Origin of the sequence: Terrisporobacter othiniensis (genome assembly GCF_000808015.1) — a bacterium.
GTDB classification, from domain to species: domain Bacteria; phylum Bacillota; class Clostridia; order Peptostreptococcales; family Peptostreptococcaceae; genus Terrisporobacter; species Terrisporobacter muris.
The window spans coordinates 1-17,373 of record NZ_JWHR01000061.1; the positions used below are offsets into that span (position 1 = coordinate 1).

19 protein-coding genes and 1 riboswitch are annotated in these 17,373 nt (G+C 28.1%); of the genes, 17 read left to right on the forward strand and 2 right to left on the reverse strand.

Annotated features, from left to right (window positions below; genetic code table 11):
• Window positions 1–68: 68 nt before the first annotated feature.
• Window positions 69–178: riboswitch (SAM riboswitch) on the forward strand.
• Window positions 179–267: 89 nt separating this feature from the next.
• The 6 genes from QX51_RS05725 to QX51_RS05745 all read left to right on the forward strand — a co-directional run bounded on the left by QX51_RS05725 (window position 268) and on the right by QX51_RS05745 (window position 4,869).
• Window positions 268–1,587, forward strand: a complete 1,320-nt coding sequence (locus QX51_RS05725) for a Na+/H+ antiporter NhaC family protein (RefSeq protein ID WP_039678950.1) — start codon at window positions 268–270, stop codon at window positions 1,585–1,587.
• Between the two features lie 201 nt (window positions 1,588–1,788).
• Entirely contained in the window at window positions 1,789–2,616 is an 828-nt protein-coding gene (locus tag QX51_RS05730; protein ID WP_039678951.1) for an undecaprenyl-diphosphate phosphatase, read from the forward strand.
• A 118-nt stretch (window positions 2,617–2,734) separates the two neighbouring features.
• Window positions 2,735–3,277 (forward strand): CD3072 family TudS-related putative desulfidase, encoded by a 543-nt coding sequence (locus QX51_RS05735; RefSeq protein ID WP_039678952.1) that lies wholly within the window; start codon window positions 2,735–2,737, stop codon window positions 3,275–3,277.
• A gap of 106 nt (window positions 3,278–3,383) precedes the next feature.
• A complete protein-coding gene (locus QX51_RS05740; RefSeq protein WP_039678953.1) occupies window positions 3,384–3,953 on the forward strand; it encodes a CD3073 family putative ECF transporter S component in 570 nt (189 codons plus the stop codon).
• A gap of 113 nt (window positions 3,954–4,066) precedes the next feature.
• On the forward strand, window positions 4,067–4,384 hold the full coding sequence (locus tag QX51_RS21560; protein WP_330376040.1) for a PHP domain-containing protein: 318 nt from the start codon (window positions 4,067–4,069) through the stop codon (window positions 4,382–4,384).
• Window positions 4,342–4,869: a histidinol-phosphatase HisJ family protein gene (locus QX51_RS05745; protein WP_330376041.1), complete on the forward strand. Its 528-nt coding sequence runs from the start codon at window positions 4,342–4,344 to the stop codon at window positions 4,867–4,869. The genes QX51_RS21560 and QX51_RS05745 overlap by 43 nt, the downstream gene beginning before the upstream one ends.
• A 43-nt stretch (window positions 4,870–4,912) precedes the next feature.
• Here the strand turns inward: QX51_RS05745 and QX51_RS05750 are convergent, their stop codons facing one another.
• Window positions 4,913–5,779, reverse strand: a complete 867-nt coding sequence (locus QX51_RS05750) for a YitT family protein (RefSeq protein ID WP_039678954.1) — start codon at window positions 5,777–5,779, stop codon at window positions 4,913–4,915.
• Window positions 5,780–5,996: 217 nt separating this feature from the next.
• Here QX51_RS05750 and QX51_RS05755 point away from each other — a divergent pair, with 217 nt between their 5' ends.
• Window positions 5,997–6,458: a hypothetical protein gene (locus tag QX51_RS05755; RefSeq protein WP_039678955.1), complete on the forward strand. Its 462-nt coding sequence runs from the start codon at window positions 5,997–5,999 to the stop codon at window positions 6,456–6,458.
• A gap of 44 nt (window positions 6,459–6,502) precedes the next feature.
• Here the strand turns inward: QX51_RS05755 and QX51_RS21770 are convergent, their stop codons facing one another.
• Window positions 6,503–7,042 carry a DUF6512 family protein gene (locus QX51_RS21770; RefSeq protein WP_039678956.1) on the reverse strand — a complete coding sequence of 180 codons (540 nt, stop codon included), beginning with the start codon at window positions 7,040–7,042 and terminating at the stop codon, window positions 6,503–6,505.
• Between the two features lie 144 nt (window positions 7,043–7,186).
• Between QX51_RS21770 and QX51_RS05765 the strand changes: the two genes are divergently transcribed.
• The 10 genes from QX51_RS05765 to QX51_RS05810 all read left to right on the forward strand — a co-directional run bounded on the left by QX51_RS05765 (window position 7,187) and on the right by QX51_RS05810 (window position 17,226).
• Window positions 7,187–8,482 carry an aminotransferase class V-fold PLP-dependent enzyme gene (locus QX51_RS05765; protein WP_039678957.1) on the forward strand — a complete coding sequence of 432 codons (1,296 nt, stop codon included), beginning with the start codon at window positions 7,187–7,189 and terminating at the stop codon, window positions 8,480–8,482.
• A 141-nt stretch (window positions 8,483–8,623) separates the two neighbouring features.
• Window positions 8,624–9,052, forward strand: a complete 429-nt coding sequence (locus QX51_RS05770; RefSeq protein WP_039678958.1) for a MarR family winged helix-turn-helix transcriptional regulator — start codon at window positions 8,624–8,626, stop codon at window positions 9,050–9,052.
• A gap of 11 nt (window positions 9,053–9,063) precedes the next feature.
• Window positions 9,064–10,431, forward strand: coding sequence for an MATE family efflux transporter (locus QX51_RS05775; protein ID WP_039678959.1), 1,368 nt, complete (start codon window positions 9,064–9,066; stop codon window positions 10,429–10,431).
• A 240-nt stretch (window positions 10,432–10,671) separates the two neighbouring features.
• Window positions 10,672–12,120, forward strand: a complete 1,449-nt coding sequence (locus QX51_RS05780; RefSeq protein WP_039678960.1) for a DEAD/DEAH box helicase — start codon at window positions 10,672–10,674, stop codon at window positions 12,118–12,120.
• 94 nt (window positions 12,121–12,214) lie between these two features.
• Complete coding sequence (locus QX51_RS05785) at window positions 12,215–13,759, forward strand: ASKHA domain-containing protein (RefSeq protein ID WP_052232899.1); 1,545 nt, start codon at window positions 12,215–12,217, stop codon at window positions 13,757–13,759.
• 70 nt (window positions 13,760–13,829) lie between these two features.
• Window positions 13,830–14,720 (forward strand): MerR family transcriptional regulator, encoded by an 891-nt coding sequence (locus QX51_RS05790; protein ID WP_039678962.1) that lies wholly within the window; start codon window positions 13,830–13,832, stop codon window positions 14,718–14,720.
• A gap of 121 nt (window positions 14,721–14,841) precedes the next feature.
• Entirely contained in the window at window positions 14,842–15,339 is a 498-nt protein-coding gene (locus tag QX51_RS05795; protein ID WP_242842695.1) for an RNA polymerase sigma factor, read from the forward strand.
• Window positions 15,332–15,889, forward strand: a complete 558-nt coding sequence (locus QX51_RS05800) for a zf-HC2 domain-containing protein (RefSeq protein ID WP_039678964.1) — start codon at window positions 15,332–15,334, stop codon at window positions 15,887–15,889. The genes QX51_RS05795 and QX51_RS05800 overlap by 8 nt, the downstream gene beginning before the upstream one ends.
• A 1-nt stretch (window position 15,890) precedes the next feature.
• Complete coding sequence (locus QX51_RS19385) at window positions 15,891–16,775, forward strand: YfjL-like protein (RefSeq protein ID WP_052232900.1); 885 nt, start codon at window positions 15,891–15,893, stop codon at window positions 16,773–16,775.
• A complete protein-coding gene (locus QX51_RS05810) occupies window positions 16,759–17,226 on the forward strand; it encodes a metallophosphoesterase family protein (protein ID WP_039678965.1) in 468 nt (155 codons plus the stop codon). The genes QX51_RS19385 and QX51_RS05810 overlap by 17 nt, the downstream gene beginning before the upstream one ends.
• The last annotated feature ends 147 nt before the right edge of the window (window positions 17,227–17,373 follow it).

Sequence of the window (17,373 nt, forward strand, 5' to 3'; positions counted from 1 at the left end):
TAAAAAATCTTGACAATAAATAAAAAATATTTTAGTATATTATTTATAATAAAAAACAAATATTTACTTACTTATCAAGAGTGGTGGAGGGACAGGCCCTGAGATACCCAGCAACCGATATATATTTTTTATATATAATAAGGTGCTAAATCCTGCAGCGAAGGCTGAAAGATGAGGAATAACTTAGTTTATTAGAGCTTGAGATTATTCTCAAGCTTTTTTTATATTTAAAATTATAGTAAGTACTACATAGGAAGGGAGAAAGTCATGAGTGATGAAAGAACAAAAGGTAGTGCATTGGCATTATTACCGTTAGGAGTATTTTTAGTATTATTTATTGGAAGTGGAATTATAAGTGGAGATTTTTATAAAATGCCTACTTTAGTAGCATTTATAATTTCAACAGCAGTGGCATTTGTATTTAATAGAAAAGTAGATTTCAATACAAAAATGGAAGTATTCTGTAAAGGTGGAGGAAATAAAGATATTATTTTAATGCTTATAATATTCTTATTTGCAGGAGCTTTCAGTGGAGTATCAAAAGCTATAGGTGGAGCTGATTCAGTGGTAAACTTAGGTCTATCTGTTGTACCAGCAAACTTATTAGTTACAGGATTATTTGTTATAGGATGCTTTATATCAATATCAATGGGAACATCTGTTGGAACAATAGCTGCTATAGGTCCGATAGGTGTGGCAGTTGCAGCAAAAACTGGAATACCAGTAGCTTTAGTTTTAGGAGCTGTAGTAGGTGGAGCAATGTTTGGAGATAACTTATCGATGATATCTGATACAACAATTGCAGCTACAAGAACTCAAGGTTGTGAAATGAGAGATAAGTTTAAAGTAAACTTTGCAATAGTATTACCAGCAGCAATAGTAACTATAATATTATTAACTGTAATGAGTAGAGGATATGTAAGTGTATCAAGTGAAACATATAGTTATGAATTAATAAAAGTTTTACCATATTTATTTGTGCTGATAGGCGCAGTGCTTGGTGCAAATGTATTTTTACTTCTTGGTGGAGGAGTAATATTTGCAGGAATTATAGGAATAATAACAGGTTCACTAGATTTATTTGGAATAATAACAGCCGTATCAGAAGGAATGGCAGGAATGTTCGAACTTTGTATGATATCTGTAGTAGTTGGAGGAATGGTTGAACTTATTAAGTTTAACGGAGGAATAGATTTCGTTCTTAACTTTATACAAAGTAAAATTAAGAATAAAAAAGGTGCTGAATTTGGAATAGCAGCATTAGTTAGTGTAGTAGATTTATGTACTGCAAACAATACAATAGCTATAGTAATGGCTGGACCGTTAGCTAAAAATATAGCGGATGAATATGAAATAGGTGCAAAAAAATCGGCTAGTATATTAGATATATTCTCATCTGTATGGCAAGGTATAATTCCTTATGGAGCACAATTATTAACTGCGGCAGGACTTGCTGGTATATCGCCATTTGCAATAATTGGGTACTTATATTATCCAATATTAATGTTTGTATGTGGGATAATTGCTATAGGATTTGGACTTCCTAGGGTTAAAAGTAGCAAAGAAAAATCAGAAAAAATAGCATAGAAGATCATAAAGATAGAAGAGTTATCTTAAATATACTTTAGATAACTCTTTTATATTGAAAAATTTTAAGCTTTATTATAAAACATAAGTATAAAATTATAAGGCCAAGTCATACTTTATATGGTATACTAGAAAAAGACCTAAAATTATTTAGGATATTTTTTTGTTTAAATAAAGAAAATATAAACGAGGTGAATAAACATGGAATGGATAGAAATATTTAAAGCCATTATATTAGGTATTATCGAAGGGATTACAGAGTGGCTTCCAGTAAGTAGTACAGGTCATATGATACTAGTAGATGAATTTTTACAACTAGGAATGTCGCCAGCTTTCAAAGAAATGTTCTTTGTTGTTATACAGTTAGGTGCAATAATGGCAGTTGTAATTTTATATTGGAAGAAGATTTTTCCATTTAACTTCAATAAGAAACCATTTGTAGAAACTGATATAATTATTATGTGGGTTAAAATAGTAATTGCTTGTGTTCCAGCAGCTGTGGTTGGTCTATTATGGGATGACCAAATAAATGCACTATTTTATAATTTCCAAACAGTAGCTACTATGCTTATTATATTTGGTATTTTATTTATAGTAGTTGAAAATCACAACAAAGGTAAGAGACCTTTAGTTACAAATATGAATCAACTTACATATAAAATGGCTGTAATTATAGGATTATTCCAATTAATAGCAGCAGTTTTCCCAGGAACATCTCGTTCAGGGGCAACTATATTAGGAGCATTACTAATTGGTGTATCAAGAGAAGTGGCAGCAGAGTTTACATTCTTCTTAGCTATACCAGTAATGTTTGGAGCAAGTTTACTTAAATTAGTGAAATTTGGATTTGCGTTTACAAGTTTTGAACTTATTGTTTTAGGTGTAGGTACAGTAGTTTCATTTGTAGTATCTGTATGGGCAATTAAATTCCTTATGGGATATATCAAAAAACATGACTTTAAAGTGTTTGGATGGTATAGAATAATACTTGGTATTATTCTATTAGCATACTTCTTCTTTATGATGTAAAAAATGATGTAAAAATAATTTAGAATTTTATATAAAGCTATGGTAAAAGCAAAATACCGTGGCTTTTTTAATGTATAATAAATAAAAATAATAATTGAAGGGAAGATAAGGGGAAAATATGAAAAGAATTTTGGTAGTAACTCATTGTATTTTAAATAGAGCATCAAAAGTTAAAAGTTATAATGTTGAAGAAATTAATGAAGAAAATGAGTTAAGAAAAGAATTATTGAAAGAAGTTTTTGAAAAAGATATAGAATTATTACAATTACCATGTCCAGAGTTTACTATGTATGGAGCAAAACGTTGGGGACATGTCAAAGATCAGTTTGATAATCCATTTTTCAGAAATCATTGTAAGAATATATTAAATCCTGTAATAGATCAGCTAATAGAATACTATAGCAATAAAGAAAAATTTCAAGTAATAGGTATAGTGGCTATAGATGGTAGCCCTAGTTGCGGATATAATTTCACTTGTAAAGGGAATTATGGAGGAGAGTTGGGAGGATGTACAACACTAAATGAAAAAATAGAAAGTATAATCCTAGAAAATGAATCTGGTGTATTTATGGAAGAATTAAAAAAATTATTGAATGATAATAGTATAAGTATACCAATTAGAACTTTAAAAGATGAAATTACTTATTTAAAAAAATTATAGTTTATAGGTTGTATCGAATTTTTATATATATGAATCTAATTCGTTGGAACAACAATAAAATCATGATATAATTCAACTGAAATGCAAGAAAAAAGGGGGAAATGTCATGAATAGTAGCAAGTCAAGAATGATAACTTTTTGTGGTTTAGCAATAGCAGTAAATATTGTATTGGGAATAGCTACAAATGCACTTAAGTTGCCATTGTATTTAGATACATTAGGAACAGTTATAACAGCAGTACTTATGGGGCCAGTGCCAGGAGCTATAGTGGGAGCATTAACAAATATAATAACAGGATTTATGTATAGTATAAGAGATATTCCATTTTTATTAGTAAATGTGGTAGTAGCTTTAATAGTAGGGTTTGTTGCTAAGAAATTTAAATTTACATATGTAACCGCATTAATAACAGGATTGGTGCTTGCTGTTGTTTGTCCTTTGATAGGAACACCAATAGGAATTGCTATTTATGGAGGACTAACAGGTACAGCATCGGATGTAATTGTTATGTGGTTAAGAAATAGTGGTAGCAGTATATTTGCTGCATCATTTATTGCAAAAATAGGAAATAATTTAATCGATAAAGTAGGAACTTGTTTATTTGCAGTGTTAATAATAAAATATTTACCATTTACAATGAAGAATTCTTTGAAAAACTATAGCGAAGTAAAATAATTAATAGATAAAATAAATTTAAATCGTTTAAAAATAAAAATATTATTTTAAACGATTTTTTTTGTTTATAATAATATAGTATTAGAAATTTTAAAATAAAGGGAGATAAGAATATGTATTACGATTATCATATGCATTGTAGCTTTTCGGATGACAGTAATACTCCTATGGAGGATATGATAAATAAATCTATAGAGTTAGGATTAAAAGAGATTTGTTTTACTGATCATGTAGATTATAGTATTATTACAAATAATATAGAAGAAGATCATACTGTCGATTATAATGAATATTTTAGAAATCTTGAATATTTTCAAAATAAGTATAAGGATAAGGTAATCATTAAAAGAGGAATAGAAATGGGATTACAAAATCATACTCTATGTAAATGCATGGAAGATATAGAAAAAATGAGTTCGATTTTGTTATAGCATCAATTCATACGATTAATAAATTGGATTTAATAGAAAGACATTTTTATCAAGATAAATCACAGTTTGAAGCTTATAGACAATATTATGAAATTTTATATAATATTATTAGAAAATTTAAAAATTATTCTGTCCTAGGGCATGTAGATTGTGTAAAAAGATATGGTGATTTGAACAATATAATTGATGATAAAGTATTTAGTGATGAAATTGATGAAATATTAAAAATGGCGATATACGATGGTAAAGGAGTTGAGATTAATACATCTAGTTTTAGATATAAGTTACCAGATTTAACGCCTTCATCATACATATTAAAAAGATACAAAGAGCTTGGTGGTGAAATTATTACTACAGGTTCTGATTCTCACAATCCAGCTCAAGTAGCTCATGAATTTAAACGAATTTATAAAGGATTGGAAGAAATGGGATATAAATATATTTGTACTTTTGATAAAATGAAGCCTAATTTTATAAAATTATAGATATAAAAGGGTGGTATCAAAAATGATACCACCATTAATTTTTCTAATACATTTGTTTGAACCCTTCCCCAAGTGCCTCGTGAACATCCGTAATAACTACAAATGCATTAGGGTCTACAGTTTTAACTATTTTTCTTAGAGTAGATACTTCTCTCTTTCCAACTACAACAAGTAGAGCATCCTTATCTTCTTTGGTATAACCACCTTTAGCATTAAGAATAGTAACACCTCTACTCATCTTTTCTAATATAGCATTAGATATTTCATCTGGTGAATTTGATATTATAGTAAATGATTTAGCGCTATAAATACCTTGGATAACCATATCACTTACTAGAACAGCAATGTATAATCCTATGGCAGAGTATAAACCAATTTCTACTTTCCCAGTAGCAAATATTGATGATACAACAACTATAAAATCAGCTACCCCCATTAATTTTGGAACACTAACTGATGGAAACCATCTGTTTAATATTAATCCTATTAAATCAGTACCACCTGTTGTTCCGTTGATTTTAAATATTATACCAAGTCCTAATCCTAAAATTACACCACCAGTAAGGGTTGCTAATAATACATCGTTGGTAATCTCAAGGGTTGCAAAATTTTCGCATAAGTTTAATGCTAAAGTAAAGAATACTATGCCTAATAAGGTTTTCAAACACTCCCTTTTTGTTAAAACCTTATAAGCGATGATGAATAATGGTACGTTAAAAAATAAGTTTACTAGCCATAAAGGTATGCTGAATAAATAATTAATTATTACTGCTAATCCTGTTAATCCTCCGGGTGCTATTGAATGAGGATCAAAAAATAACACAAATGATAATGCTAATAAAAAACAACCTACTATAAGAAGAAATGTTTCATACATAAACTCCTTAAAACTAATTTTTTCTTCTCCCATAATAAACCTCCATATTAATTTAAGCCTGACGAACTTTAATATTGCCTTGGTTACAAATAACATTCTAATCTTTATTTTAAAGAAAAACAACAACTTAAGGCGATAATTAAAATTTTAATAGGTATAAAATACCAGATGGATAAAATTTTTTTTATAATGAAAATAATACTATTCTCAATTACAATATAATTACAAACATATAAAGGGGTGTCATAAGATGAGTTTTTTTAGTGGGGAATTAAGAACTTTTGATCTATGTAAAATGAATGAGGAAATAGGAAAAAGTTTTGAAGTAAAATCATGTTATAATGGTGTAAGTAGAAATTTAGATGGAGAAGAAAAGAGTAAGCAAGTTGAGGACTTATTAAAATATAATGGTCAGATATATTACTTCTTTGGTATAAGAAAAGAACAGTACCTATGTTGTGTAAATGGACAAAAATATCTTATTAATGATGAAATGAATGAAAGTTCACAAGGAATAAATATGTCAGATGCATATATTAATCCTTATGAAGATATAAATTTAGGATTTTTAATTTCATATGATAATGGAAATATAGATATACAGCCGGCAATAGAAGGGGAAGCAGTAAGATGTCGAAGATGTGAGGCTATAGAAGATTGTGGCGATTTAAATAATGAAATGAAAAGTTTTATAAGTAAATATATATTATAAAATAAAGGAATATGATGAAAATCATATTCCTTTATTTTATGTATTTACAAACCATAGATACCTGTATTTCTATCAAGAAAAATAGGTAAATGAGGTGAGTTGAAAGTTATATAAATAAAGAATAAAACTATAATTATTAATATAAAAAATGAAATTTTATAATTTATTCCTGTACTGTATTTATAAATATGAAGTCCTATGAACTGACCAAAGATTATAGCAAAAAGAAAAATTAATATGTCAATAATAAAAGATTCTAATCCAAAGGCGCCAGTATAAAAATAAAACACTGATAATTGAAAAATCATAGAAGATAAGAGGGATATTATGGAGGCGAAGAAACAGTTATCTTTATCCATAGATAGTTTATTTTTATTAAAAATATAAAAGAATATCCACCAAGAAATTATAGGAATTAATAATAATTTTAGATGTTCCCATATACTTTCATTAACAGGGAAAAAGGCTCCAATAAATGATAAGTTTCCAGTTAAACTATAAATGAAGTGACTTAAGGTACCAAATAAAAAAATAAATAAAATACTAATAATAAATTGACTATTTAAATATTTAAAATTATTCAAATTCTCATCTCCTTCTAGTAAAAATATATGAAATTGTATATTAAATAATACTAAACCTGTAGTATATGAAAAGGAACTTTATAAATGAAGAATCATATATATTATTAGGTGAAGGCTAATTTCACGAGAAAGGAGGCTAAATTTATGAATGTATATAATTATAATAAATATAGAGGGTTATTTATTGGCGTAGATAATCCAGTTCAATTGGCCAATGGAAATATAGCTATACCTATAGGATTTGATAATGGAGCAACTACACCATCGTTTAAATCATCTTATAGAGAACTATGTAGAGGATTGATAACATATGGAGCTGTAGCTAGGGGGACAGGTCAGAAAAGTGAAATAACTACTCAAAAGTATGAAGATGCAAGAAAAATAATATTAGATTTTTTCAATGTGGGAAGTGATTCTAGCTATACTGCCATATTTGGAAAAACCACAACTGAGTGCATGAATTTATTAGCCAATGAGTTAATTAAAAATAAGGATGAGAAAATACTCACAACAAGAATGGAACATCATGCAAATGATTTACCTTGGAGATATAATGCCATAGTAGAATATGTTGATGTAGATAAAATGGGAAGGATCAGTGTTGATAGTATAGAAAATAAACTAAAAGAGAATAACGGAACAATTAAGTACGTGACTGTAACAGGAGCATCAAATGTGACTGGATATGTAAATCCAATACATGAAATAGCTAAAATATGTCATAAATATAATGCAAAAATAATAGTAGATGGTGCTCAATTAGTTGCTCATAAAGAAATAAATATGAAAGGTCAAAATCCAGAAGAAGAAATTGATTTTTTAGTTTTCTCTAGTCACAAAATATATGCTCCTTATGGAACAGGCGTAATTGTTGGACGTATTGAAGATTTGTCTAATGTAACACCATTTTTAAAAGGAGGAGCATGTGTAAACGCTGTTACTGATTATGATGTTATATGGGATGAACCACCAGCTTTGCATGAAGCAGGTAGCCCAAACTCATTGGGAGCTATGGCTACTGCTAGATCATTACAACAATTGAAGCAAATTGGTTTTGATAATATATATGAGCATGAGATGATGTTGAAAGAATTCCTTATAAATGAAATGAAAAAAATAGACAGAGTTATACTATATGGAGATAATGAAAATATAGATGATAGATTAGGTATTATCGTTTTCAATATAGATGGTGAAAATTATAAAACAATAGGCAAGAAATTTGCTGACGAAATGGCAATTGCCTTAAGGCCTGGTAAGTTTTGTGCACACCCATATGTTAATAGATTGATGGGTGTAAGTGATGAAACTGCATGTTACAATGCATATAATAATAAACCTACAAATGGAATGTTAAGAATAAGTTTAGGACTTTATAATACAATGGAAGAAGCAAAGGCATTTATAGCCTACACTAAATATTTAGTTTCAACTTTATAACTATATGGATTTTATAGAGAGTAAATAGTACTTTATATTTATTCTCTATTTTTTTTGCAAAAAATACAGTTGCAATTGCAACTAAATGTGTTATACTAGTATAGTTGCATTAACAACTAAATAAACAAAGGGGAGAAATTTATGGATAGAAAAGAATGTGGCAATATTGGAAAGTATATTTCTCAAATATATAGAAAAGGCCGTATTTTCATTGGAAGAGGTCTTGAGGAATATAACATAGGTCAGGGTCAATTCATGTTCTTATTAGAACTTTATATAGAGGATGGTAGAAATCAAGAGGAACTAGCTGAAGTTCTTAAAATTGATAAAGGAACTACAGCAAGAGCAATAAAAAAGCTAGAGGAAAATGGATTTATAAGAAGAGAAAAAGATGAGAAAGACAAAAGATCCAATAGAGTTTATTTAACAGAAGAAGGGAAAGGAATGAAGGATAATATATTCTTTATTTTAAATCAATGGGATAAAAAAATGAGTGAGCAACTAGATGAAGAAGAAAGAGAATTAATGATTAAGCTACTTAGGAAAGTTTGCTCGAATATAAATATATAGGAGGAAGATGTATGAATAAAAATCAAGCAGAATTAGGATCACAATCAGTTGGAAAATTATTGTTAAAATATTCTGTTCCAGCTATCATAGGTATGATGGTAAATGCACTTTATAATGTAGTAGATAGAATATTTATTGGAAATATACCTCATGTTGGATCTATGGCAATAGCAGGTCTTGGTGTAACTATGCCTGTACTAACAATAGCATTAGCCTTTGGAATGCTTGTTGGAGTAGGTTCGGCAACAAATGTTTCTATAAAATTAGGACAAGGGAAAAAAGAAGAAGCACAAAATATTATAGGAACAGGTATGCTACTATCAGTAATATTAGGCATTTCGCTAACTATAGTAGGACTACTATTTTCAGAACAAATATTAAAATTATTTGGAGCTAGTGATGCTACGCTATACTATGCAAAATCATATACAGATATAATTATAGTAGGAACAACATTCTCCATAATCGGAATGTTTTTTAATAACACTATTAGAGGAGATGGAAATCCTAAATTATCAGCAATTATAATGACAGTTGGATGTGCTACAAACATAATTTTAGATGCACTATTCATATTCAAATTTAATATGGGAATAAAAGGTGCAGCAACTGCAACAATAATATCACAAGCTATAACAGCTATTTGGGGGCTTTCATACTATTTAAGAAAAAAATCTAATTTAGAATTTAAGCCTTCAACTGTAAGATTAAACAAAAATGCAGCAAAATCTATTTTAGCAATAGGTGTATCTCCATTTGCAATACAACTTGCAGCAAGTTTAGTACAAGTTATAAGTAATCAAAGTTTAAAAACTTATGGAGGAGATTTAGCTATAGGTGCTATGGCGACTATAAGTTCAATATCAATGATATTCTTAATGCCTTCATTTGGGATAAGTCAAGGTATGCAACCAATAGTTGGATTTAACTATGGAGCAAAGCATTACTACAGAGCTAAGAAAGCTTTACAAATATGTTTAATAGCATCTACTTGTATATTTGTTGTTGGGGCAATAGCAATAAATGTAGCACCACAAGTTTTAGTAGGAATGTTCAACAATGATCCGGAGCTTATGGGTATAACAATTAATGGACTTAAAAAATATACAATGACTTTACCAATATTAAGTGTGGGAATTATAGGAACTAACTATATTCAATCAATTGGAAAAGCAAAAATGTCTATAGTTCTTAGTTTACTTAGACAATGTATATTCTTAATACCTTTAATGATGATATTACCAAAATTTTTAGGACTTGATGGAGTTTGGTTTGCTCAACCAGTAGCAGACCTTGTAGCTATAGTTATAATAGGGGCTGTATTAGTTAAAGAAGTAAAAAGTTATTCAAAAGTTAATGAAGAAGAAGCAGCAGCTTAGATTATAAGTCAGCATATTAATGCTGGCTTTTTTTAGTTGTAAGGAAATCATATGTTATCTGTTCTGTAGATAACATATGATTTCCAGCTTTGTTACTTGAGCAACGGGCGAAGCCGTTGGCGACATGAGCGAAGCGAATTTTTTATTGTTTTCTATGTATAGAAAACTTTTATATGTTTTGAATAATATTAATCAGACAATTATAATAGTAAGAGATGTTATGAAATTAAGGAGATAAAAATGAATAATAAATTTGAAAAATTTAGTTTAAATAAAGATATAATAAGGTCACTAAGTAATTTAAACTATGAGGAACCGTCAAAAGCTCAAGAAGAGGCTATCCCAAGTTTATTAGACGAAAGAGATGTAATAGTAAAGTCCAAAACAGGAAGTGGAAAAACCGCATCTTTTGCCATACCGATAGTTGAAAAAGTAGATATAGATAATAATAGTGTACAAGGGCTAATAATAGCTCCAACAAGGGAATTAGCATTACAAATTAAAGAAGAGATACAAAATATAGGCAGAATAAAAAAAGTTAGATGTAGTGCAATTTTTGGAAAGCAACCATTAAAAGAGCAAATAGCTGAATTAAAGCAAAGAATACATATAGTAGTTGCTACACCAGGAAGAATAATTGATCATATTGGCAGAGGTACTATAGACTTAAGTAATATAAAGTATTTTATAATCGATGAAGCAGATAAAATGCTAAATAAAGGTTTTGTTGATGATATGGAGTCTATACTTAGTAAGCTACCAAAAGAATGTTGTAAAGGTATGTTTTCAGCTACCATAGATGATAACATAAATATAGTTTGTAACAAATATATGAAAAAACCTCAAATGATAGATATAAAAATTGATAATGTACAAGTTAAAAAACAGATAAGTGAGTACTACATAAAGGTGGATAAAGAAAACCGATATGAAACTCTTAAAGATATAATTTATAGTGAGTGTCCAAATTCTACAATTGTTTTTGTAAATACAAGAGATAAAGTAGATGAGATTTATAAAAATATGAAAAAGGATAAGTTTTTAGTAGGTGCAATTCATGGAGATATGTCTCAGGATAAAAGACTTTTTATTATAAAAGACTTTAAAGAATGTAAATTTAATATTTTAGTAAGTAGTGATATTACTTCTAGAGGAATTCATATTGATGATGTTTCATTAGTAGTAAATTACGAAGTGCCTAGAGACAAAGAAAATTATGTTCATAGAATTGGAAGAACGGGAAGAGTAGATAAAATAGGAAAATCAATTACACTAGTTTCTTTTAATGAAGAAAAATATTTAACTGATATAGAGTCATACACAGGACATAAAATTGAAGAAATAAATAAAATTGATGAAAATAAAGTAGATACTGGAAAAGAAAAGTTAAGTAAACTTCAAAAAAGTTTATTAAAAAATAAAAGGGATAGCAAAAAAGAAATCTATAATGAAGAAATCACAAGGATTTATTTAAATGCTGGCAAGAAAAAGAAAATAAGAGTAATAGATATTGTAGGAGCTTTGAGTAATATTGAAGGCATAGATAATGAAGATATCGGAGTAATAGAAGTCAAAGATATATGCTCTTATGTAGATATATTAAATTATAAGGGAACTGAATTTTTAAAAAATAATAAAGAGATGTTGATTAAGAAGAAATTAGTAAAAGTTAAGAAGGATAGAGCTTAGAAGAAAATTAGAAGGTTTGAGATAAATTAATGATATATTTACCAATATATACTAATATTTAAATATGAAAAATGTATTTATGGGGGATAGCAAATTGAATTCATTAAGTAAAAAAATTTATCTTCAACTAGAAAATCCGAGTGAGGATAACACTTTAGGAGATAGAGATAAGGTAATAAATATTTTAAAAGATAAATATACAAATGTTGTAATGTCTTATGAAGCAATGAAAAAATTATATCCAATGTGTAGAGATAATGACTTTAAAATTACAGTTACTATGCTTAAAAGGGAATATGACTGGATTATTACAAATATTGAAAGTGGAGATACTACAAATAACCATTATGGATTAGCTGTAGACTTGGGAAGTACGACAATAATTATGCAGTTAGTTAATTTAAATAATGGAGAAGTGATAGCTGAAGAGAGCATATTTAATAAGCAAATAAAATATGGAGAGGATATACTGACTAGAATATTTTATACAAAAGAAAAAAAGAATGGCTTAGAGGAGATTTGTAAAAGTACAGTTGAAAGCTTTATAGATTTACTAAATAAAATAAAAGAAAAAACACATATAAATGTATATGACAGTAGTATGATGATAGTTAGTGGAAATACTACAATGACACATTTTTTACTAGGAATCAATCCATGGACTATTTTTCAATCACCTTTTACACCTGTATTTAATGAAAGTGGATTTATAAAAGGAAAAGAAATAGGTATACCTATAAAGGGATATGTTTATTGTTTCCCGTCAGTAGCAAATTATTTTGGAGGAGATTTGGTAAGTGGACTTTTATATACAGAAATTTATAAGAAAAATGAAATATCAGCTCTTATTGATATAGGTACAAATGGAGAACTTGTTATTGGAAATAATGAATTTCTAGTTGCAGCAGCAGGGGCTGCAGGTCCAGCTTTAGAAGGTGGTATTAGTAAGTTTGGAATGAGAGCGTGTAGTGGAGCTATTGACTCTATAAAAATTATAAATAACGAGATTATATATACAACAATTAATAATGAAGCACCTAAAGGAATCTGTGGCTCGGGAATAGTTGATTTAATAAGTGAGTTATTTTTAAACCGATGGGTTGATTTCTCTGGTACTTTAATACCAGGAAATTCTCCGGCAATAATTAAGATAGATGATGAATATGCTGTTGAATATGTATGTAAAGAGAAAAGTTTTAATGGAGAAAGTTTAATATTTACACAAAATGATATAAATCAGTTTTTAACAACTAAGTCGGCAGCACATACAATGGTAGCTTATTTACTAGAGGAAATAGGATTGTCTTTAGATGATTTAGAATGTTTTTATGTAGCAGGGGCTTTTGGAACTCATTTAAACTTAAAGTCTGCCGTTACAATAGGAATGTATCCGGATTTAGATGATAATAAAATAATTTGCCCGGGAAATACTTCTTTAAAAGGAGCATATAAACTGCTTACAAATGGGGAGCTATTAAAAGAAATAGAAGAAATAAAAAATAAAATTCAATATTTGCAGCTTAGTAATGCGACAGATTTTTTGGGAAAGATGAGGGCTGCTAGTTTTATTCCTCATACTAACTTAGAGTTATACCCAAGTGTAAAAGAAGAACTTATAAAAAGAGGCATATTAAAATAGAAGTTTATTGACTTGTACCTTACGTATACCAATATAATCGTAGCAAATACTAAAATAAGGAGTGAATAATATGCAAATAAATGAAGTTATTCAACAAGTTGATTTAACGAAAAGAGCAATTAAATATTATGAGGAACAAGGTCTTTTATCAGTGAATAAAGATGAAAATGGCTATAGAAATTATACTAAAGAAGATGTAGCTCTTTTAAAAGAGATTTCTGTGTATAGAAAACTAGGAATTAGTATAAAAGATATTAAGATTTTACTGGAGAAAAAAGATTACCAATTATTAAATAATATATATAAAGAAAAAATTAATAAATTAGAAGAATGCAGAAATGAAGCTGAATCATTGAAGAGATTTATTGACAATAATGATGTGGATGAAATATATGAAAATTTAGATTATGAAACACTAGGTAAAGCCATACAAGATATGATACCAGGATTTTATGGATATTATTTTATGAACCATTTTATGCCATATTTACAAATTAAAATTGAAACTAAAGAGCAGGAAGATGCATATAAAAGAATTATTGAATTTTGGGACAATGCAGATGTTAAGATACCCCTATTAATGAAACTTAACAGTTTTATTATGTATAAATTATTGCCTAAACAAGAGATGAGTAAAATGGTTGAAAAAATGGATGCAAAAACTAAAGAACTTATAAATATATCAGAAGAAGAATACGAAAAGTTAAAAGAGCAAACTAGAAAAGGTGTAAAAATGAAAAATAGTATATTTTTAAAATATCATCCTGCATTTATCCTACAAAGAAAATTTATGAAGCGTTTACAAGATAGTGGTTATAACGATATATTTATTCCAAATATGATTTTATTATCACCTAAATATAAAGAATACCATGAAGCATTAACTAAGGTTAATAATCGTATTTGCAATGATTTAGGATTACATTATGATTCAAAATATAATTTACTTATGAAAGTATAGATTATAATAAAATAGGAGTAATTTACTCCTATTTTTTTGATTACAAAATGAAAATAAAAAATTTATAAAATAATGTAACAAAACTTGTTTTATCATCACTAATAATATGAAAGGAGGAGTTATGTTAATTAAAAAAATATATGAAGAATATAAACAAGATGTTTTTGTATACCTGGTAAGTTTAACTAATGATACCTCCATTTCAGAAGATTTAGTGTCAGAAACTTTTTTAAGTGCAATTAAATCAATACATAAATTTAAGGGAGAATCGAGTATTAAGACATGGCTATTTTCTATAGCTAGAAATAAATGGTATGAATATCTGAGGAAAGAAAAATTTACAACTTCACTGGATGATTTGGTATATCACTATATTGTCAGTGAATCAGATTTAGAAGAAAAAGCTATACACAAAGATATTTCAAATAAAATAGTATATTTACTACATCAGGAATCAGTAAGAACAAAGGATATTGTTTTAATGAGGATAGAAGGATATTCTTACTTGGAAATATCTCAAAAACATGGGATTACAGAAAGTTCAGCTAGAGTTATTGATTATCGTGCCAAAAAGAAGATAAAGAATATTTTAATAAAGGAGGGATGTTTACATGAATAAAATATCTTGTGATATTTGTATGGATTTAATTCCACTTGTTAAAGATGGTATTGCAAGTGAAGATAGCGGTAATGCTGTAAAAAAACATATTAATGAGTGTGAAACGTGTAATATAATATTTGATGATTTTGAAGAAATAAATAAAATGAATAATGAAAATATTAAAATGAATGATAGAAAAGTTATTTCAAAAATAAAAGATCAGCTTGCCATTGGATCTATGATAATGATTATATTAGGTTCTTTTATAGGTGTTGGAATCTCTGAAAGTGAATGGATGTTTTATAATGTAATTATTATGCCACTTATTGGTGGATTAGGGTATTTTGCTCTAAAGCAGAAATGTTATTTTGTACCTGTAGGTATATTTATCCTTACATACATATGGAATTCAATTAAGTATATTATTGAGATAAAGACTAATGAAATGGATTTTGTGGCAATTATGGTATCATCTGGAACATGGGCTACTATCTATACTTGTCTGTGTATACTGGGTTTAGTAATTGGATTTTTACTTTACATTGCATTTAAAAAGGAGAATAAGTAGGATGAAAAAATCGGTAAAAGTATTGGTAGGAATGACGGCTTTTGTTTTAATTGGGGGACTATTATGGTTTGCCAATGGACTTATAGGTAATCCAGTTTCTAAAGCACTAGCAAATAATAAAGCAAAAAAATATGTATCAGAAAATTACTCTGATATGGAACTACAAATATCAGATGTATATTATAGTTTTAAAGATGGTTACTATCATGCAGATATAAAATCACTTACAAGTAAGGATACATATTTTTCAATAAGATTGTCCTTTTTGGGCAAAGTAGAATACGATTCTTATGAAGATAATGTAGTCAAAAAAGTTAATACCTATAGAAGATTGGATGAAGAATATAACTCAAAATTAAAAAGCATATTTGAAGATAAAGATTTTCCATATGAAAGTGATATATGCTTTGGTGAGTTAAAAGAGATGCCATTAGAAGACTTAGATAGTAAATATAGTGAATTTGGGCCTGTATATGGAATAAATTTAGGGGAGCTAGAACTTGATAAAAACTATGATATAAATGAAATGGGAAAAGAATATGGTCATATAGTTTTTTATGCTCAAGATGAAGAGATTAGCATAAAAAGAGCTAGTGAAATTCTACTTGACATAAAGAATATTTTAGATAAAAATAATATATCATTCTATGCTATTGATTTTACTCTTGAAAAACATGGTGAAGGAAATGAAAAAGTAAATACTAATGATAAATCTATTAGCATAGAAGAATTTTTATACGAAGATATTTATGAAGAAGGATTAGAAAATCGTATGGAGGAATCTTCTGATAAATTACAAGAACATTACAAAGAACAAGATAATATAAAAAAAGAGGAAATAGAATCTATAGACGAAAGGGAGAATAAAGTTGAAAGAACAATATAAAGTAGGCATAATTTCAGATACTCATGGACTATTAAGAGAAGAAGTGATTAATTACTTAAAAACATGTGACTATATAATTCATGGTGGAGATATTAATACAGAAGATGTTTTAAAAAAATTAAAAGATATAGCCCCTACATATGTTGTAAGAGGAAACAATGATAAAAGTGGGTGGGCAGAAAAATTGCCAAAAGAGCTCTACTTTACTATAGGCAATATTAGATTTTATATGGTTCATAATAAAAAAGATATCTCATCCAACTTAAAAAACGTTGATGCAATTATATTTGGGCATTCACATAAATATTTTTGTGAAATAATAGAGGATATACTTTGGTTAAATCCGGGTAGCTGTGGAAAAATAAGATTTAACCTTCCTATAAACTTTGTTATTATGACTATTGAGAACAGCAATTATAGTATAGAAAAAGTAGATATTTTATTTGAGTAGAAAAAACACCTTAATTATTATTGAAGTGAACCCTTTACACAGGAATAAATAAAACAACCTCTTTTGAAACATACTATATGTATGATTTTAAAGGAGGTTATTTTATTATGAGTACAAGAGTACACTACTCACCAGAAATAAAATGGA